The sequence below is a fragment of the Streptomyces actuosus genome (assembly GCF_016921115.1).
GTDB classification, from domain to species: Bacteria; Actinomycetota; Actinomycetes; order Streptomycetales; family Streptomycetaceae; genus Streptomyces; species Streptomyces actuosus_A.
This window is the reverse complement of the sequence record NZ_JAFFZS010000029.1, coordinates 59431-85603: the sequence shown is the minus strand read 5'-3', so window position 1 is coordinate 85603 and position 26173 is coordinate 59431. Positions and strand designations below refer to the sequence as shown.

The following is a 26173-nucleotide window of genomic DNA, read 5'->3' as shown; positions in this document are numbered from 1 at the left end:
TCGTGCTCAACTCCGGCTCGTCGTCGGTGAAGTACCAGCTGCTCGACATGCGCGACAGCAGCCGGCTGGCGGTGGGGCTCGTCGAGCGGATCGGCGAGCAGACCTCCCGTCTGAAGCACACCCCGCTCGCCGCGGGCGGCGACAGCCGCGAGGTCACCGGCCCGATCGCCGACCACGACGCCGCACTGAAGGCCGTCGCCGAGGAACTGGCCAAGGACGGCCTGGGCCTGGACTCCCCCGAGCTGGCGGCCATCGGCCACCGGGTGGTGCACGGCGGCAGGCGGTTCACCGAGCCGACGATCATCGACGACGCGGTGCTGGCGGAGATCGAGCGGCTGATCCCGGTCGCCCCGCTGCACAACCCGGCCAACCTGACCGGCATCCGCACCGCGCAGGCCCTGCGTCCTGACCTGCCGCAGGTCGCCGTCTTCGACACCGCGTTCCACACGACGATGCCGGAGTCGGCGGCCCGCTACGCCATCGACGTCGAGACCGCCGACCGGTACCGCGTGCGCCGGTACGGCTTCCACGGGACCTCGCACGCGTACGTCTCCCGGGCGACGGCGAAGCTGCTCGGCAAGGCACCCGAGGACGTGAACGTCATCGTGCTGCACCTGGGCAACGGGGCGTCGGCGTCCGCGGTCAGGAAGGGCCGGTGCGTGGACACCTCCATGGGGCTGACGCCGCTGGAGGGGCTTGTGATGGGCACCCGCTCGGGGGACATGGACCCGGCCGTCATCTTCCATTTGATGCGCGTTGGCGGAATGTCCGCCGACGCGATCGACACTCTCCTCAACAAGAGGAGCGGACTGATCGGCCTGTGCGGGGACAACGACATGCGGGAGATCCGGCGCCGGATCGACGAGGGCGACGAACAGGCGCGGCTGGCCTTCGACATCTACATTCACCGGCTGAAGAAGTACATCGGCGCCTATTGCGCCGTGCTCGGCACCGTGGACGCCGTCGCGTTCACCGCCGGGGTCGGCGAGAACGCGGCGCCGGTGCGGGAGGCGGCCGTGGCGGGCCTGGAGGGGCTGGGACTGGCGGTCGACGCCGAGCTGAACGCCGTCCGCGGCGACGCGCCGCGCCTGATCTCGCCGGAGCACGCGCGGGTCGCCGTGGCCGTGGTACCGACGGACGAGGAACTGGAGATCGCGACTCAGACCTACGCGCTGGTCGGAAAGAACAACTGAGCCCAACTGAGCGGGCACTTCCTCATTTGTACTTTCCACCAGACGGAATATTCCGGAGCGAAACAAACCGATAGGATCGCCCCATGCGCCGTTCGAAAATCGTCTGTACTCTCGGCCCCGCGGTCGACTCCCACGAGCAGCTCGTCGCGCTGATCGAGGCCGGCATGAACGTGGCCCGCTTCAACTTCAGCCACGGCACTCACGCCGAGCACCAGGGCCGCTACGACCGTGTCCGCGCCGCGTCCAAGGAGACCGGCCGCGCCATCGGCGTCCTCGCCGACCTGCAGGGCCCGAAGATCCGCCTGGAGACCTTCGCCGAGGGTCCGGTCGAGCTGGAGCGCGGTGACGAGTTCGTCATCACGACCGAGGACGTACCGGGCGACAAGCAGATCTGCGGGACCACGTACAAGGGCCTGCCCGGCGACGTCACCAAGGGCGACCAGATCCTCATCAACGACGGCAACGTCGAGCTGAAGGTCACCGAGGTCGACGGCCCGCGGGTGCGGACGATCGTCATCGAGGGCGGTGTCGTCTCCGACCACAAGGGCATCAACCTGCCCGGCGCGGCCGTGAACGTGCCCGCGCTCAGCGACAAGGACGTCGAGGACCTCCGCTTCGCCCTCCGCATGGGCTGCGACCTGGTCGCCCTGTCCTTCGTCCGCGACGCCAAGGACGTCCACGACGTGCACCGCGTCATGGACGAGGAGGGCCGCCGCGTCCCGGTCGTCGCCAAGGTGGAGAAGCCGCAGGCGGTCGAGAACATGACGGACGTCGTCATGGCGTTCGACGGCGTGATGGTGGCCCGCGGCGACCTGGCCGTCGAGTACCCGCTCGAAAAGGTCCCCATGGTGCAGAAGCGCCTGATCGAGCTGTGCCGGCGCAACGCCAAGCCGGTGATCGTCGCGACCCAGATGATGGAGTCGATGATCACCAACTCGCGTCCGACCCGCGCCGAGGCCTCCGACGTGGCCAACGCGATCCTGGACGGTGCCGACGCGGTCATGCTGTCCGCCGAGTCGAGCGTGGGCGCGTACCCGATCGAGACGGTCAAGACGATGTCGAAGATCGTCTCCGCGGCCGAGGAGGAGCTGCTGAGCAAGGGCCTGCAGCCGCTGGTGCCGGGCAAGAAGCCGCGCACCCAGGGCGGCTCGGTGGCCCGCGCGGCCTGCGAGATCGCCGACTTCCTCGGCGGCAAGGGCCTGGTCGCCTTCACCAAGTCCGGTGACACCGCCCGCCGGCTGTCCCGCTACCGGGCCACGCAGCCGATCCTCGCCTTCACCACCGACGAGGGCACCCGCAACCAGCTGGCTCTCAGCTGGGGCGTGGAGTCGCACGTCGTGCCCTTCGTCAACACCACCGACGAGATGGTCGACCTGGTCGACCAGGAGGTCATGAAGCTCAACCGCTTCGACGAGGGCGACGTCCTGATCATCACGGCCGGCTCCCCGCCCGGCGTGCCCGGCACCACCAACATGGTCCGGGTCCACCACCTGGGCAGCGGCGAACGGGACTGACCCCGACGACTCCGCCACGGCTTCCGCGCACCACCGAGGGCACCCCTTCCGAGGGGTGCCCTCGGTGGTGTGCGGCACCGGCGCGGCGGCCCCCTCCCCTCACGCACGAAGAAGGGCCGAGCGCCCCCGCCGACCCGACGGGGTGGTGCAGTCCCACGTCGCGGGTCGACACCGCCGCAGCCTCGTCGGCGAGGCGGGCCGGGGGCGACCAGCCTTCGGCCGCTGTGACCTCGGTCTCATGGTGACGTTGCGTGCGCGGAGTGGAACTCGCGTGAAGTGGTCCTTCACAGGGTTTGCACAGCCGCCGTCCGGTCGCCGTCGTGACCGTCGGTAACTACTGCTAGGAGAAACGCTCTTGCTCTGTGGATCTCCGGTGTGCCTAGGGTGGTGACCGCTCCCGGACGGACCTGACCAGTCCGTACGTGTCCGGGTGCACGACCGAGCGGCGTACCGGGGGGAAGCGCCACGCACCATCACCGTGCCCGAGACCTCGCGGGCCCGGTCGCCTCTCTCCCGTCTGCGCTGCGAACCACCTCTTCTTGCAGAGGAGAGGGATACGCGTGTCGCATAGAGGACGCGTAGCGAAACGGGGCAGAACTCCCGGGTGGGCGAGGAGGTTGACGGCTCCGGTCGTCTCCCTCGCCTCGATCGCCTTGATTGCCACCGCCGTACATCCGGAGCCGGTCACCGGCCAGAACCCGCGCACCGCCCCGGTCGCCGATTCGTATGACGGCTTCGACGCCGGGAGTGCGGAGCAGGTCCGGCAGGATCAGTGCCTGATGGCCGGTGTGCTGCGCAGGGGCGGGCCGCACATGTTCGCGATCGGGCAGAAGGCTTTGGGCCAGCCCCCGTTGCCCGCCGACGAACTGCATGCGCTGGCCGACCGCCAGTACTGGAACGACACACCGCTGAGCAAGGCGTTCGAGGAGGACCGGGACGGCTGGGACGAGAAGGCTGCCAAGCTCGGTGCCCGCAAGGATGTGTGGCAGGAGGCGCTGAGCGGCCTGGAGACCCCCGGCGGCTACACCGTCGCCGGTTTCCATCGGCCGCCCGGCTCGCCGAACGACGGCAAGGAGGACTTCTTCACCCAGACGGGGTTGGGTCCGTGGATCGGTCAGCGCTGGTGGACTGCCGAGGACTCCTACTACGCCGACCCGACGACGAAGGCGGACGACAAGACCAAGGCGGCGTTCCTGGCGCTGGGTACCAAGCTCTACGGCGGCAAGGACGACTGGTCGCCGGGGGGTGTTCCGTACGAGGAGTGGCGCGGGTGGCAGGACTACGTCACCTCCGGTCATCGTGTGTGGGCGGATGACGCCCGGATCTTCCTGGGTTCCGGGGGGTTCCCGAAGGCCGCTCCCCGGCCGGGGACGTTGCCGTTCCGGGTCGCGGTGGAGGACCTCAAGGCCCGCTTCGCCGGCTGCAACTGGCACAACCCGGTCGATCCCGACAAGGTGCTGGGCAAGGAGGTCAGGGCGGCCTCCGAGGAGTGGCAGAGCGAGGTCGCGGACCAGGCCACGCAGCGCAAGTGGATCCTGGCTGCGAACAGGAAGGCCACCGATGCGCTGGCCGCGGGTGCGCAGAATCTGGGTGAGGCGATCGCGCAGTCCTGGATCGCCGACCACCTGACGCACTGGCTGGACTACTGGTCACCGGGCGGGGCCGGCTGGCTGGGCGACGCGCCGGTGGTGATGGAGTTCCACGCCGCCAAGGGCAAGTGCCTGGACGTGGAGGGCAACAACCCGAACAACGGCACGCCGGTGCAGATCCACACCTGCAACGGGACCGCAGCGCAGAAGTGGGTCGTCTACGGTGACGACTCGGGTCTGCACGTGCGCAGTGTGGGCACGCAGAAGTGTCTGGACGTGCGGGGCAACAACGCGGCGAACGGCACGAAGATCGAGATCTGGTCGTGCAAGAACAACCCGCCGCAGACGTGGAAGTTCAGCCTGAACGGCACCACCAGCCTCAAGAACGTCGGTACCGGCAAATGCCTCGACGTCCACACCTACGACCAGGGCTACAACGCGTGGCTGTGGGGCTGCAACGGCACCGGCCCGCAGCAGCTCGACGTCAAACCGACCGGCCACAACGGCACCGATGGGCTGGGCTACCCGGACAAGGCCCAGTTCACCAAGGCCAACACGGGCATCACCCGGACCCAGGCGGCGGCGAAGAAGCAGCTCGACCTGATCAACGCCCAGGTCAAGGTCGCCGACCAGGCGGTCAAGGACACCGACGCCAACCTCGCCGAGGCCTACCGCAAGGCCGACGCCAGAGGGGTCCCCCGAGGCCGCGGCCTGATCGTCGGCATGCAGAAGGCGCAGGTCACCAAGGCGTCCGCGGCGGCCCTGCACGCGATGGCGAAGGCCGCCGAGACCGCCTACCAGGCGACGAAGGCGTCCGCCGGGGACAGCACCACCGTCGCCGACCGGGCCAAGGCGCAGGCCGCGGCCAGCAAGGCCGCGTTCCGTCGCGCCGCCGCGCAGGAAGCCGACGCGCAGGCCAAGGCCGCCGCCGACGCCGCCGCCCACCAGGCCGAGACCGCCAAGGACCAGGCGGGCATCGCCAAGGCGAAACTCGCCGACGCCACCCAGGCGGAAGCCGACGCCAAGGCCGCCGCGGCCACCGCGCACGCCAAACGACTGGCCGCCGAGGCCCAGGAGAAGACGGCGAAGGCGCAGAAGGCCACCGCCGCGGCGAAACAGGCCGAGGCCGCCCAGCACAAGAAGAACGCCCAAGCGCAGGCCACGGCGGCGCAGCAGGCGCAGACCAGGGCCGAGCAGGCGCAGGCGACCGCCGCCACCAGGCGCGGCGAGGCGGAGAAGGCCGCCGACCATGCCAGGGCCAAGCGCGACGACGCCTGGGACGCCGAGCAGAAGGCGGACGCGGCCCGCGCCAAGGCCGATGCGAAGGCCGCCTACGCCGACTCGCTGGACGCCTCGGACGCCGCCACCGCCGCCCGCGAGGCGGCCGACGCCGCCGACGCGGCAGCCACCACCGCCGAGACGGCCGCGGGCAAGGCCCGCACCGAGGCCGACGCCGCCACCAAGGCCGCGGCGGACGCGGACGCCGCCGCCACCCGCGCCGAAGCAGCAGCGAAACGCGCCCGCTCCGACGCCGACGCGGCCCAGGCCGCCAAACTGAAGACGGACGCGGCGGTAGCGACCGCCACCAGCGCCGCCGCCGACGCGATCAAGGCCGCCCAGACGTCCGCGACCTCGGCACGCACCGCCGTCCACCTCGCCGACGAGGCCGAACAGCACGCCAAGACCGCCACCACGCAAGCCGACGGCGCGAAGGCCGAGGCCGCCAAGGCCCTGACCGCCTCCGCCCAGGCCGCCGGCCACGCCTACATCACCGCCCAAGCCGCCGACGACGCCCGCCACTCCGCCGCGCAGGTCGCCGCACCGGCCAACGACGCCGTCGAACTCGGCTCCCCCTACGCGGACACCGACAGCGCGGCCGGACTGGCGGTCCTGACCGGCCAGGCCTCGAAGACGATCGCCGAGCAACAGCTCGCCGTCGCCCAGGCCCACGCCGACAACGCCGCCCAGGCCGCCTCCGCGGCCCAGGCCCTCGCCGACAAGGCCACCGGAGACACCAAGGCCGCCTACACCGCCGCCGCCTCCGCAGCCCGGCACGCGGTCGACGCCCGCAAGTCCGCCAAGGCGGCGCTCGGCTACGCGGCCGACGCCGCCGACTACGCCGCCCAAGCCTCCGACTCCCTCACCCGCACCCTCGACTACCAGCACAAAGCCTCAGCCGACGCAGACGCCGCCGACAAGGCCGCCACCGGCGCCGAAGGCTACGCGAAGCAGGCCCGCGACTCGGCCGACCAGGCGGCAACGGACGCGGCCGCGGCCCGAGAAGCGGCAGCCGCAGCCGAACAGGCCGCCAAGGACGCCCGCGCCGCAGCCAAGCAGGCTGACGCCGACGCCACCGCCGCCGAACAAGCCGCCAAGGACGCCGCGAAATACGCCGAGGAAGCCCAGGAAGCAGCCGAAAAGGCGGAACGAGCGAAGGCCAACCAACAGGTCAGCAGCGGCGCGGGCACCGGCATCGGCGGCGTGTTCTACGTCGTCGACGAGGACACCATCGAGATCACCGAGGCCAAGCAGCTCAACGACTGCGTCATCGACATCGGCCTCACGGGCTGCAAGGTCTCCTTCGATGTGACGTTCGACGTCAAGGTCGACTTCTACCTGTGCACCAACGCCGACGTACCGGCGACCGAGTCGGGCTGCCCGGTGGAGGACACCCTGCACCTCAGCAGGGAACCCTTCAAGGGGCTGCAGAAGAAGGTCACCCAGTACTTCAGCAAGCTCGACCTGATCAAGCAGACCGTCGTCTACCAGATCCTCAAGGCAGTACTCGTCCAGGACTTCGTCGACTGCTGGCACGGCAGCGTCAGTGGCTGCGCCTGGGCGGCAAGCAACTTCATCCCCGGCAAGGCGTTCGGCAAGGTCGCCGAGGCGATGCGCGCCCTGGACGCGGCGCTGCGCACCGGCGTGGGGGTTCGCGACGCGCTTAGGGCCCTGAAGGCCCTGGAGGAGATCGACCCCGCGACCATCGCCAGGATCGAGGGCACGGTCAACACGTACGAGGACGTGCTCGCCGCCTGCCGGGTGAACAGCTTCCCGGGTGACACCCGGGTGCTGATGGCGGACGGCAGCCACAAGGCGATCCGGGACGTACGGACCGGTGATCTGGTTCTCGCCGACGCCCCCCAGACCGGGCGCGGAAGCGCGCAGCCGGTGACCGACACGTTCCGGCACCGGACCACGCTCCTGGTGGACGTCACCCTGGCCGACGGTGCCCTCACCAGCACGGCGGGCCACCGCCTCTGGGTGGACGGCGATGGCTGGACCCGGGTGTCCGAGCTCCGAGCGGGCGACCGGCTCCGCACCCCGGACGGCACGCGGCACACGGTGAGGTCACTGCGGACGCGGAGCGACCTCGCGCCCCGTGAGGTGTTCGACCTGTCGATCGACGGGCTGCACAGCTTCTACGTCGGTACCGCGGGCGCCCGGTCGTATGACGTCCTTGTCCACAACTGCACAGACATCCTGGCGGACGAGGACATCGCAGGTGCCCACACCCTGCGGGAGCATGTGCGGAAGACCGACGAGGAGATGGTGCGGAAGGCGCTGGACACGCCGGGCGGTGTGGCGACGCGGTGGGCTGACGAAGCAACCGCCGCACGCGCCGTCGACCAGGCCATGAAGGAGTGGATCAAGAACCCGAAGAACGCGCAGAAGCTGGAGGACTGGAAGGTCCGGCAGGCCCAGCGCATCGGGAAGAAAATCGGCTTCGACCCGAACAGGGATCTTCTGCCCGTCACCTGGACGCTGAAAGACGAAGGATCCTTGGGCACCAAGTGGGTGAAGGACGGTGACCGGGCGCGCACGTCCCCCGCCGGGAACAAGGTGGTGATCAAGCTGAAGTACGTGGGGAAGATGCACAAGCCGACCAAGTACGTCGTCTACACCTCCTTCCCGGAAGGCTGACGCGTGACAGAGGACATCGGGCTGTCGTGGATGGCCGCACAGTGCGACGATCTGGAGGACCTTCCTCCGGACGAACTCGACTGCCTGGCCGAACACGGGCCCGTCGCGGCGACGCTGCGTATCGCCGCGCGGTCGGTGACGGACCTGGACCGGTCGGGGGCCCTGCGATTCGGGCAGGATGTGCGGCGTCTGTCGCAGTCGCCTCTCTCGGACGGAACACTTCGCACGGTGTGGGTGGGAGCCACCGATCATGTCTTCGATCCCGCGAAGGACGGCGTGCGGGCCCGTGACTGGCTCGGGTTGCTCGAGGAGGCATGGCTGTCGGCGGAACGGCGTGCGCACCCCGCGTTCGTTCCGCCCGCCGCCGCCCCGGTTACGGACTGCGAGTCGCGGCGGGCCGTACTCCGCGCGATGTGCCCGCTTGCCGACGGCCTGACGGACGCGGCCGAGAAGCACGTCTATCCGCTGCCGCTCCCCGGTCTGGTCCCCGCACTGGAACAGGTCGTCGTCCACGCCTGCGCCGATCTGGGCTACAGGCTGTTCCTGCGCGCTCTGAAGGCGTACTTCGTACTGATCGACAAGACGAGTCATGACGCGTTCATCGTGCTCGGGAGGCGGTTCGGCTATCCGGCGTTGCTGGTGGAGGACAACCTCAACTACCAGGAGTGATCCAGGGCGCTGTGAGGGGCCGGGGGACACGGGGACATGTCTTCCGGCCCCTCTCGGCGCCGGCCAGCCGGCCGCACCGTCCCCAGCCGCGCGTGCAGGCCCCGCGACAGGGAGAGGGGAGGACAGCTCGCCAAGCAGGCACATTCCCGTGAGCGGAGTCCGCCTTTGCCGGTGCGTCGGAAGGTGGACGGTCGGTGGCCGGACCCGGGCCTTGGCCGGCGTGCCGTCTCGGGTGCGGCTGCGGCCTGCATATCCTCGGCAGCGACGGCACGGCGAGGCGCACGGCACGGCGGAGGAGACGAGTGGCCCACGAAGAGCAAGGTGAGCCCGAGACCCCTTCCCTACGCGGGCTCCTCGCCTTCGACGACCGGGACACCCTGCGCCTGCTGCGCGCACCGCGCACGCACGACGTTCCCGTGACGCGGCTCGCGATCGGCCTCGACGACCTCGAGGCAGCGGCCGGCCGGGAAGAACCGGAAGGTTCGGGAACAATCCGAAGGCAGAGAGGGGCCGGGTGACCGAGGAGGCCTCGGTGGTCTTGAGGAGTCGGGTGGCCGCCCGGCCGCGGGAACGTCCGGCACACTGCTGCTCGCGGTGGGGGCCGCCGCCGAGGGGGCCACGGTGTGCGAGGCCGCGCGGCGCGGCGCGGGGGCACTGGTGCTCGCCGACGCACCGTCCGACGCGGGCGAGAACTGGGCGGGAGTGCTGGCGGCTGTGGAGCGGACCGGGATCGGACTGCTGGCGCGTGCCCCGGGCACCGACTGATCGCGCGCCGCCGAACTGGTCCGCTCGTACCTGTCGTTCGCGCATGCCGGAACCGCGGGCGGCGCCGCCGGCAACGGAGTGGACGCGCCGGCCGCGTTCGCCGCTCGGGTGGCCGACTACGTGGGCGGCTCGATCACCGTCGAGGACACCCAGCTGCCGGTGCTGGCCCATTCCGCGACCGGCCCCGGAGCGGACCCGCTGCGGCGCACGACCATCCTGGGCGGGCGCGTGCCCGCGGAGCGCATCGCCGAGCTGCGGCGCAGCGGGCTGCTGCGCGCGCTGTGGACTTCCGAAGACGTCATCCACCGGCCGGCCGACGACGGCAGCCCGGAGCGCTTGGTGGTCGCAGTCCGCAGTGGCCAGGAGGTACTCGGGTCGATCTGGGTGGCGGCCGACGGCGGTGGATGCGCACCCTCGTCGCGTACCTCGACACCGGCGGCGACACCGCGACGGCGGCCCGACGGCTCGTGCTGCACCCCAACACGCTCCGCTACCGGCTGCGCAGGATCCGCGAACGTCACCGGGTCGACCTGGAGGCCCCGGACACCCGCCTGCTGGTGACGCCGGCGGCCCGCCTGCTGCCGCCGACCGCGGGGGTCGGCTCCGGCGCGGGCGCCGGGACGGGGACGGGCGCCGGGACGGGGACGGGCGCCACCGAGGAGCAGGGACGCCGGGCGGACAGTGGTGCCGCGGCGACCGGGTACCGCGGTACGGGTCGCGGCAGGGTAGCGGGTGAGGCGGAGAAGGCCGCCGACCATGCCAGGGCCAAGCGCGACGACGCCTGGGACGCCGAGCAGAAGGCGGACGCGGCCCGCGCCAAGGCCGATGCGAAGGCCGCCTACGCCGACTCGCTGGACGCCTCGGACGCCGCCACCGCCGCCCGCGAGGCGGCCGACGCCGCCGACGCGGCAGCCACCACCGCCGAGACGGCCGCGGGCAAGGCCCGCACCGAGGCCGACGCCGCCACCAAGGCCGCGGCGGACGCGGACGCCGCCGCCACCCGCGCCGAAGCAGCAGCGAAACGCGCCCGCTCCGACGCCGACGCGGCCCAGGCCGCCAAACTGAAGACGGACGCGGCGGTAGCGACCGCCACCAGCGCCGCCGCCGACGCGATCAAGGCCGCCCAGTCGTCCGCGACCTCGGCACGCACCGCCGTCCACCTCGCCGACGAGGCCGAACAGCACGCCAAGACCGCCACCACGCAAGCCGACGGCGCGAAGGCCGAGGCCGCCAAGGCCCTGACCGCCTCCGCCCAGGCCGCCGGCCACGCCTACATCACCGCCCAAGCCGCCGACGACGCCCGCCACTCCGCCGCGCAGGTCGCCGCACCGGCCAACGACGCCGTCGAACTCGGCTCCCCCTACGCGGACACCGACAGCGCGGCCGGACTGGCGGTCCTGACCGGCCAGGCCTCGAAGACGATCGCCGAGCAACAGCTCGCCGTCGCCCAGGCCCACGCCGACAACGCCGCCCAGGCCGCCTCCGCGGCCCAGGCCCTCGCCGACAAGGCCACCGGAGACACCAAGGCCGCCTACACCGCCGCCGCCTCCGCAGCCCGGCACGCGGTCGACGCCCGCAAGTCCGCCAAGGCGGCGCTCGGCTACGCGGCCGACGCCGCCGACTACGCCGCCCAAGCCTCCGACTCCCTCACCCGCACCCTCGACTACCAGCACAAAGCCTCAGCCGACGCAGACGCCGCCGACAAGGCCGCCACCGGCGCCGAAGGCTACGCGAAGCAGGCCCGCGACTCGGCCGACCAGGCGGCAACGGACGCGGCCGCGGCCCGAGAAGCGGCAGCCGCAGCCGAACAGGCCGCCAAGGACGCCCGCGCCGCAGCCAAGCAGGCTGACGCCGACGCCACCGCCGCCGAACAAGCCGCCAAGGACGCCGCGAAAGACGGCCCTGACCGAGGGGACGAGGGTAGGCACCAGCAAGGGAAGGCCGATCGTCGAAGTCGTCTTCCAGGGCAAGACCCAGCGCCTGGCCATTACTGTGGGCGACAACGGATTCGTGGTAGGAGCAAACCCTGTATGACCGGTGAAGAACCGCAGCATCTGCTGGTGCAGGCCCGGGGTGAGCCGTCCCCGCTGTACCAGCCGCCCGAAGGCGGCTGGTGGGAGGAGGACGTCGTCGCGTTCACCGTCAACGTCCCGCTGCAAGATGCTGCCCTCGGTCTGCCCGAGGACCTCTCCGACGAGCTCCGCTCCTGGTCGTTGTCCTACCCACCCGGGGCGTTCATCTCCCGACCGGACCTGCGGAAGCACGTCACGCGAGGCTTGATCGCCGCGCAGCGTCTGGCCCGGTACCTCGGCCCGTCCTGGGTGGTCCGCTACTGGGACGAACGCCATCGTACGGTGAAGTGGGTGTGCTGGGGCTGCGACCGCCTGCACTGGGAACGCGACAGCCACGGCACCCCGCCGCACCCGGTCGGCATCACGGTGGAGGGCGAGTTCAAGTTCGGTCCGCTGCGCTCCGACGGTTTCGGCGACTTCTTCCCTGATGACCCTGCCGCCGCTCTGGACCTGTCCGACGACCTCGCCGCCGCCCTGTACCGGTGGGCACAGGACATCGACACCACGCTGAACCTGGAGTTGCGGGACCGGGAGGACGGCAAGTACGACGCCGAATGGCAGCGGTTGTTCCAGGAGGGAATGGACCTGGCGCGGCAAGTCGCACACGAGCTCGGTCCGGCTCGGAAGGTGACCTACAAAGGCCTGGCCCATGGGGGTCTCACCGCACTGACGTCGGTCACCTGGCAGGGTGACCGGCAACTGTAGACACGCGCCGACCTTGACCGGCGGAGCGGGGAGCGTATGCAGGTCCCGCTCCGCCGGTGTCAAGGGCACGACACGGATGCCCGGCACCTCATCGCGGCCGACGATGCGCCGCGCCGATACCAGAACGTCGCAGCAAAGAGGTTCCGATGTGAAAGTCGTGTCCCTGCCCGGCGGCAAGGAGCCGGAGGGGTTCAACTGGTTCGCCACTGGTGCTCTGTTCAGCGAGGCAGCCGCATTCATCATGCAGCGCGTTCAGGACGAGCACGCAAGAGCGGAAGTAGTCGGCAGCATGCAGTCGGGCTACGTCTTTTGGGAAGATCTGCCGGAACCGGACCTCACAGGCGTTCTGACCGCTCTGCGTGACGAATTCCCGTCGTTCGTCGATTCCGTCGTCTACCCACCGCAGGCCGCCCTGGCCATGGACCACCCGGAGATCTTCATCGCGCGCGCCAAGTCGCTCGCTTACCTGGCAGGTCGAAGTCTCACCCTCCGCGACACTCCCGGGGCGGCGCCGCCCGAGAGCGGCGGGCAGGTCGAGGAGGTATCCGCGCGGGTCGCAGCGGGGGTGCCGCTGCGGGGACACGCAAGGTACGAGGCACCCGGCGGGATCGACTTCCACTGCGCGGCCGAGGACCGCGCTGAAAAGCTTGCACGGGCGGGCTCGGACGGGTCGGTCAGCGTGTGCATCGGTACACTCCGCCTGGAGACGGGCGTCACCACTCACCAGCTGCTCTATGCAAGGGGATACAGCCCGCGTTCCGCTTGGGGCGCGTCGTCTCTGCCCGCCCCGGATGCAGCACCGGGAGCCGTGTTCCTCCTCCCGGAGCGCACCCTGGTGCCCGGTGCCCCGGTCGAGGTCGCCGGGGGCGAGCAGTGGGGGGCCGACTACGACGCGCGGACGGGATGGCTCAGGGTGGGGGCGCGGCGCGGCCGGAGCGGCGACCTCGTCCGGGTCGCCGACGACACCGTGGTCGAGGTGGTGGACGGATTCCTCGCCTCCGTCTGGCTGTACCTCCCGTCGGCCTGACGTCTGTGCCGCGGATGACCGCTTCCGCGGCACAGGCGGGGCCGGCGACGCTCCGTTCGGTGCCGTGGCGACCGGCCTCGTTCGCGCCCTGGAGCGGGTGGTCACCGACTGCTGCGCGGACCTCGGCCACCGGCTGTTTCTCCGCGCAATGAAGGCGTACCACGTGCCAGCCGACAGGCCGCGCCTCGTCGCACTCGGTGAACGGTTCGGCTATCCGCAGTGGGTCGTACCCGAAGGGCTCGACGACCGGACCGGCTGACGCTGAACCCGATCGGCCGCCCCAGGACGGTACGCGGCTGAGGGCGCCCCCTGCAGGGGGCGCCCTCAGCTCTTGTGCGGCTCCCGAACGGGTCTGCGGGAATGCTCAGTCGGTGGTGTAGACGTGCATGCCGGGCACGGTCAGCGTCCCGCCGAACTGGGCGGCCTGGACGACCTTCACATGGGTGAAGTAGATCAGCGGGATGTTCAGCGGCGGCGGGTTGTCCGGGCTGAACGTGATGGGTATCAGACCGAAGAGGTTGCCGGAGATGCTCTGGGTGTACATCACCGTGGAGCCCTGGCGGATGGTGGACGTCGACCCCTTGGAAGCCTGCACGTGGTAGGTCTTGCCGGACTGCTTGTCCTTGACCGTCTGGTGCAGGTCGCCGATGTCGGTGCCGTTGTTGATGACGTACTTCAGGACCTTCTTCGTCGTCCCGTTGGCCGTCCGCACCTCGACGATGCCCTGGTAGTCGGCGCCCTTCAGCAGCAGCGAGCTGGCGTCCAGGTACCACGGGTCGTCGGCCACGAGGATCTTGTTGTCGACGCCGCTGAGGGCGTCGGTCGCCGCCTCGCAGTCGGCCGGGACCGGGGTGGAACTCGCCGACGGGCTCGGGGACGCGGCGACCGCGGGCGCCTCGGTGGTGCCCGGGGTCGTCTCCGCCGCCTTCTGGGTGGTGCCCTGGGCGGCGTCCCGGACCGTGTCGGTCACCTTGCCGGCCGTCTTCCCGGTCGCGCCGGAGGCTCCGGACGAACCGGAGGTAGCGCCGCCGCCTTCGGTACCGGAACCCGCGGTGTCCGTGGCACCGCCCGATCCGGTCGCGGCGGAGGCGGTCGGCGTGGGAGTCGCGGTGGGCTCCGGGCTCGATGCCTCGGTGCCGCCGCCTCCGCCGGTGAAGACCCCGGATATCGCGTCGCCGAGAGCCTCCAGCAGGCCCTTGTCGGTCTCGGACGGCGACGGGGCGGGCGTCGGCGCGACGGTGGCGGTCTCCGCCGTCTTCGCCGTGTCCGTACCCGTCCCGGTGGAGCCGGAGCCGGACCCCTCGGAGGTGGGGGACGAGGAGGACGTCGCGGTCGGCGTGGGCTGGGCGCTGTCGCCGGAACCTGAATCCGGCGAAGAGGCCCCGCCCGAACCGGAGTCCGACGACGGCGTCTGCTGTGCGGAGTCCTGCGCGCCCGGGCCCGCCTCGGCACCGGAGGTGCCCGCCGAGGCGGAGGGCTCCGGAGTGGTGGAGGCGTCCTGCCCGCCGCCGTCCAGGGCCGCCACACAGTCCTGGTACTCGTCGGCCAACTCCGAGGACTGCGCCGAGGAGGGGTTGTTGTCGGCCATGGCCAGCGAGGCCGTGAAGCCCATTCCCATCAGCACGGCGGTCGGCATCGCGACCGAGGCGATGGCTCGCCCGGCCGGCATGTGGAACCTGGTGAACAGCGGCTTCTTGGGTGCCGCGTGGCGCGGCCCGGTTCTCACACGGGACGCGTCCGCGTCCACCTCGTGAGTCACCTCGTCAGCCGGCACTGTGCCTCCCGTTCGCCCCGTTGCCCGGGCTCGTTCCTGACAGATCGTTGGGTGCGTTCCCCTCGTCCGCCGGCTGCGGGACCGCGGCGTCCGGGGCGGCAGGCGCCGTGGCCGCGTCACCCTCGGTCGCGGTGGCCTCCTGCGCCGGGGCCTCGCCCGCAGGGGCGCCCTCCTGCGGCGCGGGGGCCTCGCCCGTGGGGGCGGCGGTCTCCTGCTGCGGTGCCGGGGCGGCCTCCGCGGGCGCGGCGGCGACCTCGGCGGACTCCTCCGCGGGCGGCGCACCCGGTGCCCAGGCGACGGCCATCGCGCCACCGATGAGGGCGAACAGGAAACCGACGACGAAACCGCCGAAGTTGGACACGGGGATCGACACCAGGGCCAGCAGGATCGCCGCGACGCCCGCGAAGACGCGGATGTGCATCTGGACCCAGAGGCTGACGCCGAGGACGACGAGCAGCACGCCGATGATGAGAGAGCCCGCGCCGGCGGTGGTCGACATCGCCAGCGTCAGGTGCCCGAACTGCAGGTGCGCGTAAGGGAAGTACATGATCGGCACGCCACCGAACATGACGAACAGTCCGGCCCAGAACGGCCGCGTGCCCCGCCAGGCGCGGAACTGCAGCCTCCAGCGATGGGGCTGGCTCAATGCGGCAGGAGTCTCGGCGCTCATGGAAAACAGCTCCCTGGTGCGGCGTTGCTGTGGTGAGGGGTGGTTCTGCGGTGGTGGTGTGGGGGGTGTGTGAAAGCACGCGGAGAGCGCGCGGGCGGGGGGCGCCTGAGCATCCCCCCGCCCGTCACCGAGTGCCTAGTAGCACTCGTGGGTGCCCGTCTGGAGCTTCATCTTCAGACCCGGCAGCTTGAAGGTTCCGGCGGTGGTCGCCCACGCCGTCTGCTGCACACCGGTCAGGTGGGCCTTCTCGGCCTGCTGGGCGAAGCCGTAGGGGTTGGCCTGCTCGCTGCCGCCCTTCATGCCCGGACCCTGGCTGATGTCCTTGCCGGCCACGCCGATGTCCATGTTCGTGAACTCGGCGTCCGCGTTCAGATCCTCGACATCGATGTAGAGGTTCTTGGCGTAGACCTGCTTGGCCTGGTCGGTGCTGTCACCCGCCGTCAGCATCAGGCTGACGGATCCCAGCAGGGGGATGTTCGGGGTGACCACGGACTGGCACATCTTCTGGATGTGGGCCTCGTCGAAGACCGACACCGCGACCGGGTGCGCCGTCTTCTCACCGGTGAGGGTGTACCCCTGGTCGATGGCTCCGTACTGCGAGAAGCCAGTGCCGTTCAGGTCCTCCGCCGTGACCTTGAACGACTGACCCGACACGCTGAAGGACGCGGCGAGCGCGCCCTGCGCGAGGGCGACGCCTATCGCGGCCGTCGCGGCGACGCTGGGCACCATGACCACAGCGAACCGCTTCCATCTGGTCCCGCCACGCACCTGGGACTCCATATTTCCTCCTTCTCGGACGTACATCTCCTGACCGCCTGGCCCCAGTCGGCGGCTCAGCCGGGCAGGGATGGGAGAAGTGCTACGTCCTCGGGAAGGAGAGCGCCCGTACTCGAAGGCGCACAACGCACCCGAATCACCGGCGATCACCCCCGAGCGACAACCACTGGTCGCGCCTGACACGCATCACGCACAACCTTGCGGACAGGCTTCGCCTGGTTGGACGAAGACCCCCCTGTCCTAGAGACGGCGCCACTGCCGCCGGCTCTGCTCGGTGGGGACCCTGGAACTCCCGTGGCCCGACCGGCTGTCGGGTGGTGGGAACGGACCGAGCGTGGCCGATCGTGGTGCATTCTGGCCGCCCGCACAAGGGGGTTCGTTACTCGCTAGTAACGGCTGGATCACCGGCCGACGACCCACTGACCCCGGGTGACGACGCACCGTGCCGCTTCGGGGGTGGACAAAGTCATTGACCGCTGGACATAACCCGACAGAGGAACGGCTCCGACTTACTCGCAGTAACAGCGGTCGCGATTACCAAGATTTGGCAAAGCGCGACCGCGTTGAAGGCATCTCGCCGAAATCTTTCACTCGGGCACCACGTGCCCGAGTGATCGACGGCCGGTCGGAAACGGGGCTCTCACCCCGCTCGGAACAGGTCTTCCGCCCCGCTCGGAACAGGCCTTCCGCCCCGCTCGGAACGGGTCTTCGGCCCGCTCAGAACAGTGCGCGTGCCAGTGCCCGCCGAGCCGCCGTCACGCGTGGATCCTCGGATCCCACGACCTCGAACAGCTCCAGGAGCCGCAGGCGCACGGCGTTCCGGTCGTCGCCCGCCGTGCGCTGCACGGTCTCGATCAGCCGCCCGAAGGCGTCCTCGACATGCCCCCCGACCAGGTCCAGGTCGGCGGCGGTGATCTGTGCCTGCACGTCGGCCGGCTTCTCGGCGGCCTCCTTGCGCACCTGCTGCGAATCCACGCCCTGCACCCGCTGGAGCAACTCGGCCTGGGCGAGACCGAGTCGGGCCTCGGGGTGAGTCGGGTCCTCGGCGAGCACGTTCTTGTACGCCTGGACGGCACCGCCCAGGTCACCGGCGTCCAGTGCCTGCGCGGCGGCGTTCAGCACCGCCTCGTGCGGGCCGGCCGGGGCGGCCTGCGGGGCAGGAGCACCCGGTTCGGCGTCCGGGTCGACGGTCAGACCGGTCAGACCGAAGCGCTGCTCGCCCACCTGGATCAGCTGGTCGAGCGTCTGGCGGATCTCCGTCTCGGCGGCGACCCCCTGGAAGAGCGGGAGCGCCTGGCCGGCGACCACCGCGAAAACGGCCGGGATGCCCTGGATCCCGAACTGCTGCATCAGCATCTGGTTGGCGTCTACGTCGATCTTGGCAAGCAGGAACCGCCCGTTGTACTCGACGGCGAGCCGCTCCAGGACAGGGCTCAACTGCTTGCAGGGCTGGCACCATTCGGCCCAGAAGTCGATGACGACGGGCACTTCGGCCGAGCGCTGGACGACCTCGCGCTCGAAGCCGGCCTCGTCGACGTCGATGACGAGATCGGCGGGCGACACCGCGCCGACCCCGCCCTGCCGGGCGGCTTCGGCGCGCGCCTGCTCCGCCTTGGCCTTGGCCTCCTGGGCCGCCTTCACCGCGGCGAGGTCGACGACGCCGCTCATGGACATGTTCCGTGGCTGCATGCGTCTATCCTCCCCCGTTCCCGCCCATGCACGAAAAGCGCCGTCGAAGCGGGCTTGACGGCGTGCTGTCGGCGCCGGGTCCCCACCCGCGCCTGTGGTCGTCGCCCGTGTACGTCCGTCACGAGCTTTCGCTACGAGTCGTAGCGTAATGCCAGTCGGCATCCTGTCCACACCGCCCCCCGGTGATCTCGCTCACGGTCACCCGCCGACCACGGGTTTCGGTCACCGGCGGATATCGTCGAGGCATGCAGAGCCGCAGCCCCGCCGCCAGCCGCCCCGGGCGCCCCCGCAGTGCCGCCGCGGACACCGCGATCCTGGCCGCGACCCGGGCCGCGCTGGTGGAGCTGGGCTGGTCCAAGCTCACCCTGGGGGACGTGGCGACGCGGGCGGGCGTGGCGAAGACGACCCTGTACCGCCGCTGGTCGGGCAAGAACGAGCTGGTGGTCGACGCGGTCGCGGAGCTCTTCGACGAACTGGAACTGCCCGACCGGGGCAGCCTGGCCGCCGACATCGAGGGCGTGGTCCTGCAGTTCGCCGCGATCCTGGCCCGCCCGGAGGCCAGAAGCGGCCTGATGGCCGTGGTCGCGGAGTCGACCCGCGACGACGCGCTGCGGGAACGGATCCGCGAATCGATCGTCGAGCGCCAGAAGGGGCTGGTCCTCGCCGGGCGCGCCCGCGCCCAGAGCCGCGGTGAGCTGCCCCCCGAGACCGATCCCGCAGAGGCGGCCCGCACCGCCGACCTGATCTTCGATGTGGTGGCGGGCGCCGTGGTGCACCGCGCCCTGGTGAGCGCCGAGCCCGTCGACGCGGAGTGGGCCCAGGGCTTCACCCAGCTCCTGCTGGGCGGGCTGGCGGCGTCCGCGTCGACCTGATCCGCCGCCTCCGCCGGTGCCGTGGCCGGACTGGTTCACCGGCTCGCGGCGCCCGGAACGGCCTCGGAAGGGCCCCAGGTACCGGTGCCGTTCGTCACCGGGGAGGACGTGGAGCCGCCGTCGCGGACCTGCCACTCGACCGGCTGGTCGACCTCGTGCGTCAGCAGGAACAGTCCCTGCACGCCGGGGTCGTCCTCGTCGGCGGCCGGCAGAGCGGCGATGCCCGACAGCTGGTCGCGCAGCCAGGGCGCCTCCGCCTCCTGGAGGTCGCCGCCGTAGAGAGCGGCGCGGCGGTTGCCGGACGCGCCGAGCACGACGGGCGCGCGCGTCGTCCGCCCGGCTCCTCCCACCTGCGTGCGTCACCCTCCGTCGACGCCACTCGCCGATCGGAAGCGCGTCGGGGGCGCGGGACCCCGGGGCGACCGTTCGGTGAAGTTCCCGTCACCGGCGCACCGCGAGAGGGCGAAGCACCGGTTCGTACACCTGGCGGCAAGGTGCCCGACACCGGTGCGACGCCCGCCGCGTCTCAGAAGCCCGCCGGCTCCGTGTACACGCCCCATTCGTCACGCAGCACTCCGCAGATCTCGCCGAGCGTGGCCTCGGCGCGGACGGCGTCGAGCATGGGCTCGATCATGTTGCCGCCCTCCCGGGCGGCCACCAGCATCGCGTCCAGGGCGGTCCGCACCCGGGTGTCGTCCCGCCGCGCCTTGCGCTCGGCGAGCGCCCGCACCTGCTCCCGCTCCACCTCGTGGCTGACCCGGAGGATCTCCAGGTCCCCGGTGACCGATCCGGTGTGGACGTTGACGCCGACGACCCTCTTGTCGCCCTTCTCCAGGGACTGCTGGTAGCGGAAGGCGGACTCGGCGATCTCGCCGGTGAACCAGCCGTCCTCGATGCCGCGCAGGATCCCGGAGGTGATCGGCCCGATGGGGTGCTGCCCGTCGGGGTGGGCCCGCAGTCCCCGCTCCTTGATCTGGTCGAAGATCTTCTCGGCGTCGGCCTCGATGCGGTCCGTCAACTGCTCGATGTACCAGGAACCGCCGAGCGGGTCGGCGACGTTGCCGACGCCGGTCTCCTCCATCAGCACCTGCTGGGTACGCAGGGCGATCTCGGCGGCCTGCTCGCTGGGCAGCGCCAGGGTCTCGTCGAGGGCGTTGGTGTGCAGGGAGTTGGTGCCGCCCAGCACCGCGGCGAGCGCCTCGACGGCCGTGCGCACCACGTTGTTGTAGGGCTGCTGGGCGGTCAGTGAGACACCGGCGGTCTGGGTGTGGAAGCGCAGCCACTGCGCCTTGTCGCTCTTCGCGCCGTAGACGTCCCGCATCCAGCGGGCCCAGATCCTGCGGGCCGCGCGGAACTTGGCGATCTCCTCGAAGAAGTCCACGTGCGCGTCGAAGAAGAAGGACAGGCCGGGCGCGAAGACGTCCACGTCCAGGCCGCGGCTGAGGCCCAGCTCCACGTACCCGAAACCGTCGGCCAGGGTGTACGCCAGCTCCTGTGCGGCCGTCGCACCGGCCTCGCGGATGTGGTAGCCGGAGACGGAGAGCGGCTTGTAGGCGGGGATGGCGGCGCTGGTGTGCTCCATCAGGTCGCCGATGAGCCGCAGGTGCGGCTCGGGCTGGAAGAGCCACTCCTTCTGGGCGATGTATTCCTTGAAGATGTCGGTCTGGAGGGTCCCGTTGAGCACCCCCGGATCGACGCCCTGCCGCTCGGCGGCGACGAGGTACATGCAGAAGACGGGCACGGCGGGCCCGCTGATGGTCATGGAGGTGGTGACGTCCCCGAGGGGGATGTCCCGGAACAGCACCTCCATGTCGGCGGCGGAGTCGATGGCGACACCGCAGTGCCCGACCTCGCCGAGCGAGCGGGGGTCGTCGGAGTCGCGGCCCATGAGCGTCGGCATGTCGAAGGCGACGGACAGGCCGCCACCGCCGTTGCCGAGGATCATCTTGTAGCGCTCGTTGGTCTGCTCGGCGTTGCCGAACCCGGCGAACTGGCGGATGGTCCACGTACGCCCCCGGTAGCCGGTCGGATACAGACCGCGGGTGAAGGGGTACTCACCGGGCCAGCCGATCCGGTCGAAGCCCTCGTACGTGTCCCCGGGCCGGGGCCCGTACACCGGCTCCACGGGGTCTCCGGAGAGCGTGGTGAAGTCAGCGTCGCGCTTGCGTGCGGCGTCGTACCGGGCCTGCCAGCGGCGGCGGCCCTCCTCGATGGCGTCAGCGTCCATACCACCGAATTTACTTGGACGTCCTAGTAAATGTCGACGGTTGACAGCGGTCAATCGGGAGCCGGGGCCCGAACGGGTGAGGAGACCGCCGTACGCGCCTGGCGTACGGCGGTACGGCGGCTACGCCTCGGCGACCGCGGGCGCACTCTGCGCGACCGTGGCCTCCAGCTCGTGGCTGACCCGGCGCTCGACGAAGAAGGCGGCGGTCGGGATCGTCCCGGCCAGCAGCACCCACAGCTGCTTCTTCACCGGCCACTTCGCCTTGGAGCCGAGGTCGAAGGCGAAGATCAGGTAGATGACGTAGAGCCAGCCGTGCGCGATGCCGACGACGCTCGTGAAACCGTCGGCGCCGTTCACGTCCAGGAGGTACTTGGCGATGACGCCCAGCGTGAGCAGGACGAGTAGCACACCGGTCACGTAGGCCATGACGCGGTAGCGCGTCAGCACGCTCTTCTTCATGCGTACGAGCGTAACCGGGCGTTCCGGGAGATCTTGCCGGGGGTCGGCCCGGGGCCGGCCGGGGGAACGGCCCTGCACCCGGGAGGAGCGGATCCGGGGAGAAGCAGGGCCCCCGAGAAGCCACGGCCGGGGAGCGGCCGGTGCCCGGAGGATGCCGGGGCGACCGGGGGGAAGCCGGAAGGCTCGGGCCGGGCGGCCGCCGGGCCCGAGCCCGCCCCGGGGGAGCCGGCCCGGCCCGCTCGATCCCGACCCGGGTCGACCCCGGGGCCGATGCGGTGGTTCAGTCCTCGTCGAAGTCGTTCGCCGCGACCCGGAGCGGGCGCAGCAGGGCGAAGATCTCCCCGCACTCCTCGGCGTCGTAGGCGCCCAGGCCGAAGTCCATGGCCATCAGGTCCCGGGTGGCGGCCTCGACCACCTCGCGCCCCTTGCCGGTGATGGAGGCGAGGGTGCCGCGGCCGTCGTTGGGGTTGGGGCGCTTGCCCACCAGGCCCGACCGCACCAGGCGGTCGACGGTGTTCGTCACGGAGGTGGGGTGGACCATGAGGCGCTCGCCGATCTTGGACATCGGCAGCTCCCCCTCCTTGGAGAAGGTGAGCAGCACCAGCGCCTCGTAGCGCGCGAACGTCAGCCCGTAGGGCTTCACCACCGCGTCGACCTCGGCGAGCAGGATCTGGTGCGCCCGCATGATCGAGGTGATCGCGGCCATGGACGGCACGTTCCCCCAGCGCTGCTTCCAGAGCTCGTCGGCGCGGGCGATGGGGTCGAAGGGAAGACTGAGCGGCTTCGGCACGCCCTCGACCTTACCGGCCGGTCACATGCTGGTCAGCCCTGTCTCGCCTTTCGGTCCCCCGGGCTTCGGATCCGCAGGGTCCCGGCTCGGCGGTCCTGCCCGCGAGGGGCACCGCGGGGGTCGCGTGCTCCCGGCAGCCTGCACGCCCTCGCGCGCCCCAGGGGTCCCGCATCGCCCGGGCCGCTCCGGGCAAGGGCGGGCGCGGTACTCCCCCGGTGCTGCACGGAGTCTCCGCGCAGCCTGGCGGCGCGGGGCCCGGGCACATGCTCGGCGCGACGGCCCGCCGCGCGCCCAGCGCGCGCCCGGCGCGACGGATCGTCGTTCCAGCGCGGGACGACCGCCTCGGACCACGGCGAGCCGGGATCGGGCGGCGCCGGAACCGGCAGGGCGGGAACCGGCGGGGCGGCACGTCCGGGCCGGGCCGCCCCCTGCCCGGCGCGCGGGCACGTCCGGGCCGCGCCCGGCCGCGCCGCGGACTACCGGCGGCCGGATCTGCGCAGGTGGTGCCGCACCGCCCGCTGGGCGACGGGCCCCAGTTCCTCCAGCGCCGCGACGAGCGCCCCCAGCTGGTCCAGGGCGTCGAGGGCCGCGCCCGCCCCGGCGACGTCCACCTGCTCGTACAGCTCGATCCCGACGAACGACGCGGCCACCGCACGGGCCAGCCCCGCCGGATCGGCGCACTCCGACAGGGGCGTGCCCACCAGCACGCGCCGCAGCACCTTCTCGATCTCGGCGATCCACAGATCGAGCCCCGCCGCGGTGGCCGGGCCGACCGCCGCGTGCGTGGGCGCACCGGCCAGCAGCTGGCCGAGGAGGGAGACGTGCCCGTCGGCGCGCTCCTGCTCGTGGATCTCTCGTCCTACGGCGAGGAGTTCGGACAGCGAGGAGACCGCGGCGAGCCGGGGCCGGTACGCCGCCACCGCCTGCTCCGCCCCGTACCGGCAGGCCGCCGCGAGGAGTGCGTCCACCGAGCCGAAGTGGTAGAACACCAGCGCCTGATTGACCCCGGCCGCCGCCGCCACCGTCCGTGCCGACGTCTTCGCGATGCCCTGCTCGGTGAGCGTGCGCAGCGCGCCCTCCAGCAACTTGGTCTTGGTCTCCAGGGACTTCGCGGTCTCGGGGCTCACGTGCGCGACTCCTCCCGCACCGGACGCAGCCCCGCCCGCACGCCGCAGCGCCGTACGTCGGTGTAGGACGCGGTGAAGGAGCCCTCGTACCCGAACAGCGGCCCGAAGCGGCGGTTGACGACCCGCACCCGGATCCGGAAGCGGCCGGCGGTGTCGTCGTACGACTCGCGCACCTCGGCCGTCGCGCCGATCAGTTCGGGCACCCGCACGTCCACCCTGCCCTCCCGGAAGCGGTGTTCGCCGGAGCGGATGAGCAGGGAGCCGTCGGGTTCGGCCCGGAGGTACAGGTCGCTGGCGAGGTGCTGGTGGGTGCCGAGATAGTCGACGATGCGGTCGCCTCGGGGTCCGAGCACCATCTGGGCGTCGAACCGGCAGGCACGGCCGGGTAGTTGGAAGGTACGCACGAAGGTCACCGTCTCACGCCCGAAGGAGTCGGCGTACGGCACGTTCTCGATGGTGAAGGGGACGTGCCGCCCGGTGCGCGGGACGAGGATGTTGCGGGTGGCGCCCAGGGCGAGGAACGGCTTCACGAAGGCGGGCCCGTGCCAGATCCGGTCCATCACGCCCCGGCCCGTGCAGGCCTCGCCGCTCTCCAGGCCGACGGAGAAGCGGCGCCGCAACTGCGGGTGGAGGCGGTCGAAGCCGTCACCCAGCACGGTTCGGAAGATCGAGTTCATCGCGGCGTCTCCAGGGTGCGCAGCAGGCGCGGCGCGCGCACGCGGGTCGGCGGGCGGCGCAGGCAGCGGCGGGCGGCGGGGGTGCAGGGCAGAGGGGAGGCGAGGAGCGCCGCGCAGAGGGCGGCGGCCAGCAGCAGCGGGCACAGGTAGGCCGTGGACGCCGCGAAGGGGCCGAGCAGGGACAGCGCGGAGCCCGTGACCAGGCCGGCGCAGCAGCCGGTGACGACGAGGGCACGCACCAGCAGTTCCAGCAGCCAGTTCAGCCGGGCCCGCTCGGGGGTGATGCCGCGCTCCAGCCACAACCGCAGCCGGTCGAACGACCAGGCAGTGGCCCAGCCCATCAGGGGGCGGAACAGCCATCGGTCGGCGTGGGCGCCGAAGCGGCCCCAGCGGGGGCGGTAGTCGTAGCCGGTGAGGAACCGGATGCCGTCGCCGTCGGGGACGTAGCGCCAGTAGCCGCTGCCCTCCGCGAGCAGCGAGAGCGGGTGCGGGCAGACGAACCGCAGGGCGGAGGTGCGGGTGCCGTCCGGGCGCTCCTTCTCACCGGCCGACACCCCGGTCCCGGCGATGGTCAGCAGGGGCAGCACGCGGGTGGCGTAGCGGAAGCGCTGCGGTTCGCCCGCCGCGCACGGAAGGTGGGCGATCTCGGTGAAGCGCAGGTCCCAGCGTTGGTGCCGGTCCGGTTCCTGTGTGTGCGACCACAGATCGTCGAGGTCGGCACGGATCCGTGCCTCGATGTAGAGCCCCATGTGTTCCCCCAGCCGAGCCCGGCGTTTGAGCGATCGCTCAAATCATCTGACCAGGACGGTACACGGATTTGAGCGATCGCTCAAAGGCGAGGGACGGAAAAACCCCGGCCCGTACGGGACCGGGGTTGTCGACGGCACGGCCGGCGCCGGTCCGGCCGAGCGGCCGCCGGAGCAGCCGACGGCGATCGGACCGGGGAGCCGGCAGGGATCCGGCAGAGCAGCCGGCGGGGCTGCCCGGCGAAGGGGCCCTGGCGCCTATTCGGCGAGGTGGCGCTCGATGGTCTCCACCTTGGAGGTGAGACCGTTCGCCACTCCGGGGCGGATGTCGGCCTTGAGGACGAGCGACACCCGCGGGGCGCGCTCCTCCACGGCGGCGACGGCCCGCCGGACGACGTCCATGACCTCGTCCCACTCCCCCTCGATCGAGGTGAACATGGCGTCCGTGCGGTTCGGCAGACCGGACTCCCGCACGACGCGCACCGCGTCGGCGACGTACTCGCCCACGTCCTCCCCGACCCCCAGCGGCGTGACGGAGAATGCGACGATCATGCGCTGACGGCCCCTTCCTCCCGGCGGGCGCGGGAGGCGATCACCGCGTCCTCGGCCTCGCGCCTGAGCCTGCGCTCGGCGAAGAAGCCGCCGGTGGGCAGGACCGAGAGCACGAAGTAGAGGGCGGCGGTCCGCAGATCCCACCGGGCACGGTTCCAGGCGTCGGCCCAGAAGATCACGTAGAGGACGAACAGGACACCGTGGACCGCGCCCATGACGGGCACCGCATTGAAGTCGGTGGTCCGCTTCAGCACCGAGCAGACGAGCAGGATGAGGAAGGAGACCGCCTCGGGAGCGGAGACCAGGCGGAGGCGGCGGAGGGCGGAGGCTGTCTTGATGTCCACGGATCACCTTCGGT

At 71.4% G+C, this 26173-nt stretch carries 23 protein-coding genes and 2 pseudogenes; 12 read left to right on the top strand and 13 right to left on the bottom strand.

All coding sequences use genetic code 11. The features are described from left to right. The first annotated feature begins 2 nt into the window (after window positions 1-2). From JS756_RS27590 to JS756_RS27540, 11 genes and pseudogenes are all read left to right on the top strand, one after another. Window positions 3-1193, top strand: coding sequence for an acetate kinase (locus tag JS756_RS27590; RefSeq protein ID WP_205385952.1), 1191 nt, complete (start codon window positions 3-5; stop codon window positions 1191-1193). A gap of 83 nt (window positions 1194-1276) precedes the next feature. Beyond that, a complete protein-coding gene (gene pyk, locus JS756_RS27585; protein WP_205385933.1) occupies window positions 1277-2707 on the top strand; it encodes a pyruvate kinase in 1431 nt (476 codons plus the stop codon). Window positions 2708-3486: 779 nt separating this feature from the next. Further along, window positions 3487-8217: a ricin-type beta-trefoil lectin domain protein gene (locus JS756_RS27580; RefSeq protein WP_438817348.1), complete on the top strand. Its 4731-nt coding sequence runs from the start codon at window positions 3487-3489 to the stop codon at window positions 8215-8217. Between the two features lie 3 nt (window positions 8218-8220). Next, window positions 8221-8886, top strand: a complete 666-nt coding sequence (locus JS756_RS27575; RefSeq protein ID WP_205385931.1) for a hypothetical protein — start codon at window positions 8221-8223, stop codon at window positions 8884-8886. A gap of 302 nt (window positions 8887-9188) precedes the next feature. Then, the gene (locus tag JS756_RS27570) at window positions 9189-9404 is read left to right on the top strand and encodes a hypothetical protein (RefSeq protein WP_205385930.1); all 216 of its coding nucleotides are present in this window, start codon (window positions 9189-9191) and stop codon (window positions 9402-9404) included. A gap of 76 nt (window positions 9405-9480) precedes the next feature. Then, window positions 9481-9651 (top strand): hypothetical protein, encoded by a 171-nt coding sequence (locus JS756_RS27565; RefSeq protein WP_205385929.1) that lies wholly within the window; start codon window positions 9481-9483, stop codon window positions 9649-9651. Between the two features lie 404 nt (window positions 9652-10055). After that, window positions 10056-10154, top strand: a pseudogene (locus JS756_RS37050) (helix-turn-helix domain-containing protein); the annotation flags it as partial. A gap of 234 nt (window positions 10155-10388) precedes the next feature. Beyond that, a pseudogene (locus tag JS756_RS27555) lies at window positions 10389-11547 on the top strand (virulence factor); the annotation flags it as partial. 134 nt (window positions 11548-11681) lie between these two features. Continuing rightward, on the top strand, window positions 11682-12428 hold the full coding sequence (locus JS756_RS38850; protein WP_205385951.1) for an immunity protein CdiI family protein: 747 nt from the start codon (window positions 11682-11684) through the stop codon (window positions 12426-12428). A gap of 76 nt (window positions 12429-12504) precedes the next feature. Further along, window positions 12505-13455, top strand: a complete 951-nt coding sequence (locus JS756_RS27545; protein ID WP_205385928.1) for a hypothetical protein — start codon at window positions 12505-12507, stop codon at window positions 13453-13455. Window positions 13456-13519: 64 nt separating this feature from the next. After that, a complete protein-coding gene (locus JS756_RS27540; protein WP_205385927.1) occupies window positions 13520-13714 on the top strand; it encodes a hypothetical protein in 195 nt (64 codons plus the stop codon). A 105-nt stretch (window positions 13715-13819) separates the two neighbouring features. On the opposite strand, the gene JS756_RS27535 is transcribed toward JS756_RS27540, so the two are convergent. The 4 genes from JS756_RS27535 to JS756_RS27520 form a co-directional block, all read right to left on the bottom strand. Next, window positions 13820-15229, bottom strand: a complete 1410-nt coding sequence (locus JS756_RS27535) for a hypothetical protein (RefSeq protein ID WP_205385926.1) — start codon at window positions 15227-15229, stop codon at window positions 13820-13822. Continuing rightward, entirely contained in the window at window positions 15219-15899 is a 681-nt protein-coding gene (locus JS756_RS27530) for a DUF6114 domain-containing protein (protein WP_205385925.1), read from the bottom strand. The genes JS756_RS27535 and JS756_RS27530 overlap by 11 nt, the downstream gene beginning before the upstream one ends. Window positions 15900-16034: 135 nt before the next feature. Further along, a complete protein-coding gene (locus JS756_RS27525; protein ID WP_205385924.1) occupies window positions 16035-16679 on the bottom strand; it encodes a DUF6230 family protein in 645 nt (214 codons plus the stop codon). 714 nt (window positions 16680-17393) lie between these two features. Then, window positions 17394-18365 (bottom strand): tetratricopeptide repeat protein, encoded by a 972-nt coding sequence (locus JS756_RS27520; protein WP_205385923.1) that lies wholly within the window; start codon window positions 18363-18365, stop codon window positions 17394-17396. 245 nt (window positions 18366-18610) lie between these two features. On the opposite strand from JS756_RS27520, the gene JS756_RS27515 reads away from it, so the two are divergent. Then, window positions 18611-19237, top strand: a complete 627-nt coding sequence (locus tag JS756_RS27515) for a TetR/AcrR family transcriptional regulator (protein ID WP_205385922.1) — start codon at window positions 18611-18613, stop codon at window positions 19235-19237. A gap of 35 nt (window positions 19238-19272) precedes the next feature. On the opposite strand, the gene JS756_RS27510 is transcribed toward JS756_RS27515, so the two are convergent. From JS756_RS27510 to JS756_RS27470, 9 genes are all read right to left on the bottom strand, one after another. Next, a complete protein-coding gene (locus JS756_RS27510) occupies window positions 19273-19587 on the bottom strand; it encodes a hypothetical protein (RefSeq protein ID WP_205385921.1) in 315 nt (104 codons plus the stop codon). 176 nt (window positions 19588-19763) lie between these two features. Continuing rightward, window positions 19764-21464, bottom strand: a complete 1701-nt coding sequence (icmA, locus tag JS756_RS27505) for a coenzyme B12-dependent isobutyryl-CoA mutase large subunit (protein ID WP_205385920.1) — start codon at window positions 21462-21464, stop codon at window positions 19764-19766. 120 nt (window positions 21465-21584) lie between these two features. Then, window positions 21585-21923, bottom strand: coding sequence for a DUF3817 domain-containing protein (locus JS756_RS27500; protein WP_205385919.1), 339 nt, complete (start codon window positions 21921-21923; stop codon window positions 21585-21587). A 280-nt stretch (window positions 21924-22203) separates the two neighbouring features. Beyond that, window positions 22204-22713 carry a MarR family winged helix-turn-helix transcriptional regulator gene (locus tag JS756_RS27495; protein WP_205385918.1) on the bottom strand — a complete coding sequence of 170 codons (510 nt, stop codon included), beginning with the start codon at window positions 22711-22713 and terminating at the stop codon, window positions 22204-22206. A gap of 476 nt (window positions 22714-23189) precedes the next feature. Beyond that, complete coding sequence (locus tag JS756_RS27490) at window positions 23190-23840, bottom strand: TetR/AcrR family transcriptional regulator (RefSeq protein ID WP_205385917.1); 651 nt, start codon at window positions 23838-23840, stop codon at window positions 23190-23192. After that, window positions 23837-24517 (bottom strand): DUF4166 domain-containing protein, encoded by a 681-nt coding sequence (locus JS756_RS27485; RefSeq protein WP_205385916.1) that lies wholly within the window; start codon window positions 24515-24517, stop codon window positions 23837-23839. Before JS756_RS27485 ends, JS756_RS27490 begins: the two co-directional genes overlap by 4 nt. Further along, window positions 24514-25266, bottom strand: a complete 753-nt coding sequence (locus JS756_RS27480) for a hypothetical protein (protein WP_205385915.1) — start codon at window positions 25264-25266, stop codon at window positions 24514-24516. Before JS756_RS27480 ends, JS756_RS27485 begins: the two co-directional genes overlap by 4 nt. Before the next feature lie 255 nt (window positions 25267-25521). Beyond that, window positions 25522-25815 carry an MTH1187 family thiamine-binding protein gene (locus tag JS756_RS27475; RefSeq protein ID WP_205385914.1) on the bottom strand — a complete coding sequence of 98 codons (294 nt, stop codon included), beginning with the start codon at window positions 25813-25815 and terminating at the stop codon, window positions 25522-25524. Next, entirely contained in the window at window positions 25812-26159 is a 348-nt protein-coding gene (locus tag JS756_RS27470) for a DUF3817 domain-containing protein (RefSeq protein WP_205385913.1), read from the bottom strand. The genes JS756_RS27475 and JS756_RS27470 overlap by 4 nt, the downstream gene beginning before the upstream one ends. Window positions 26160-26173: the final 14 nt, after the last annotated feature.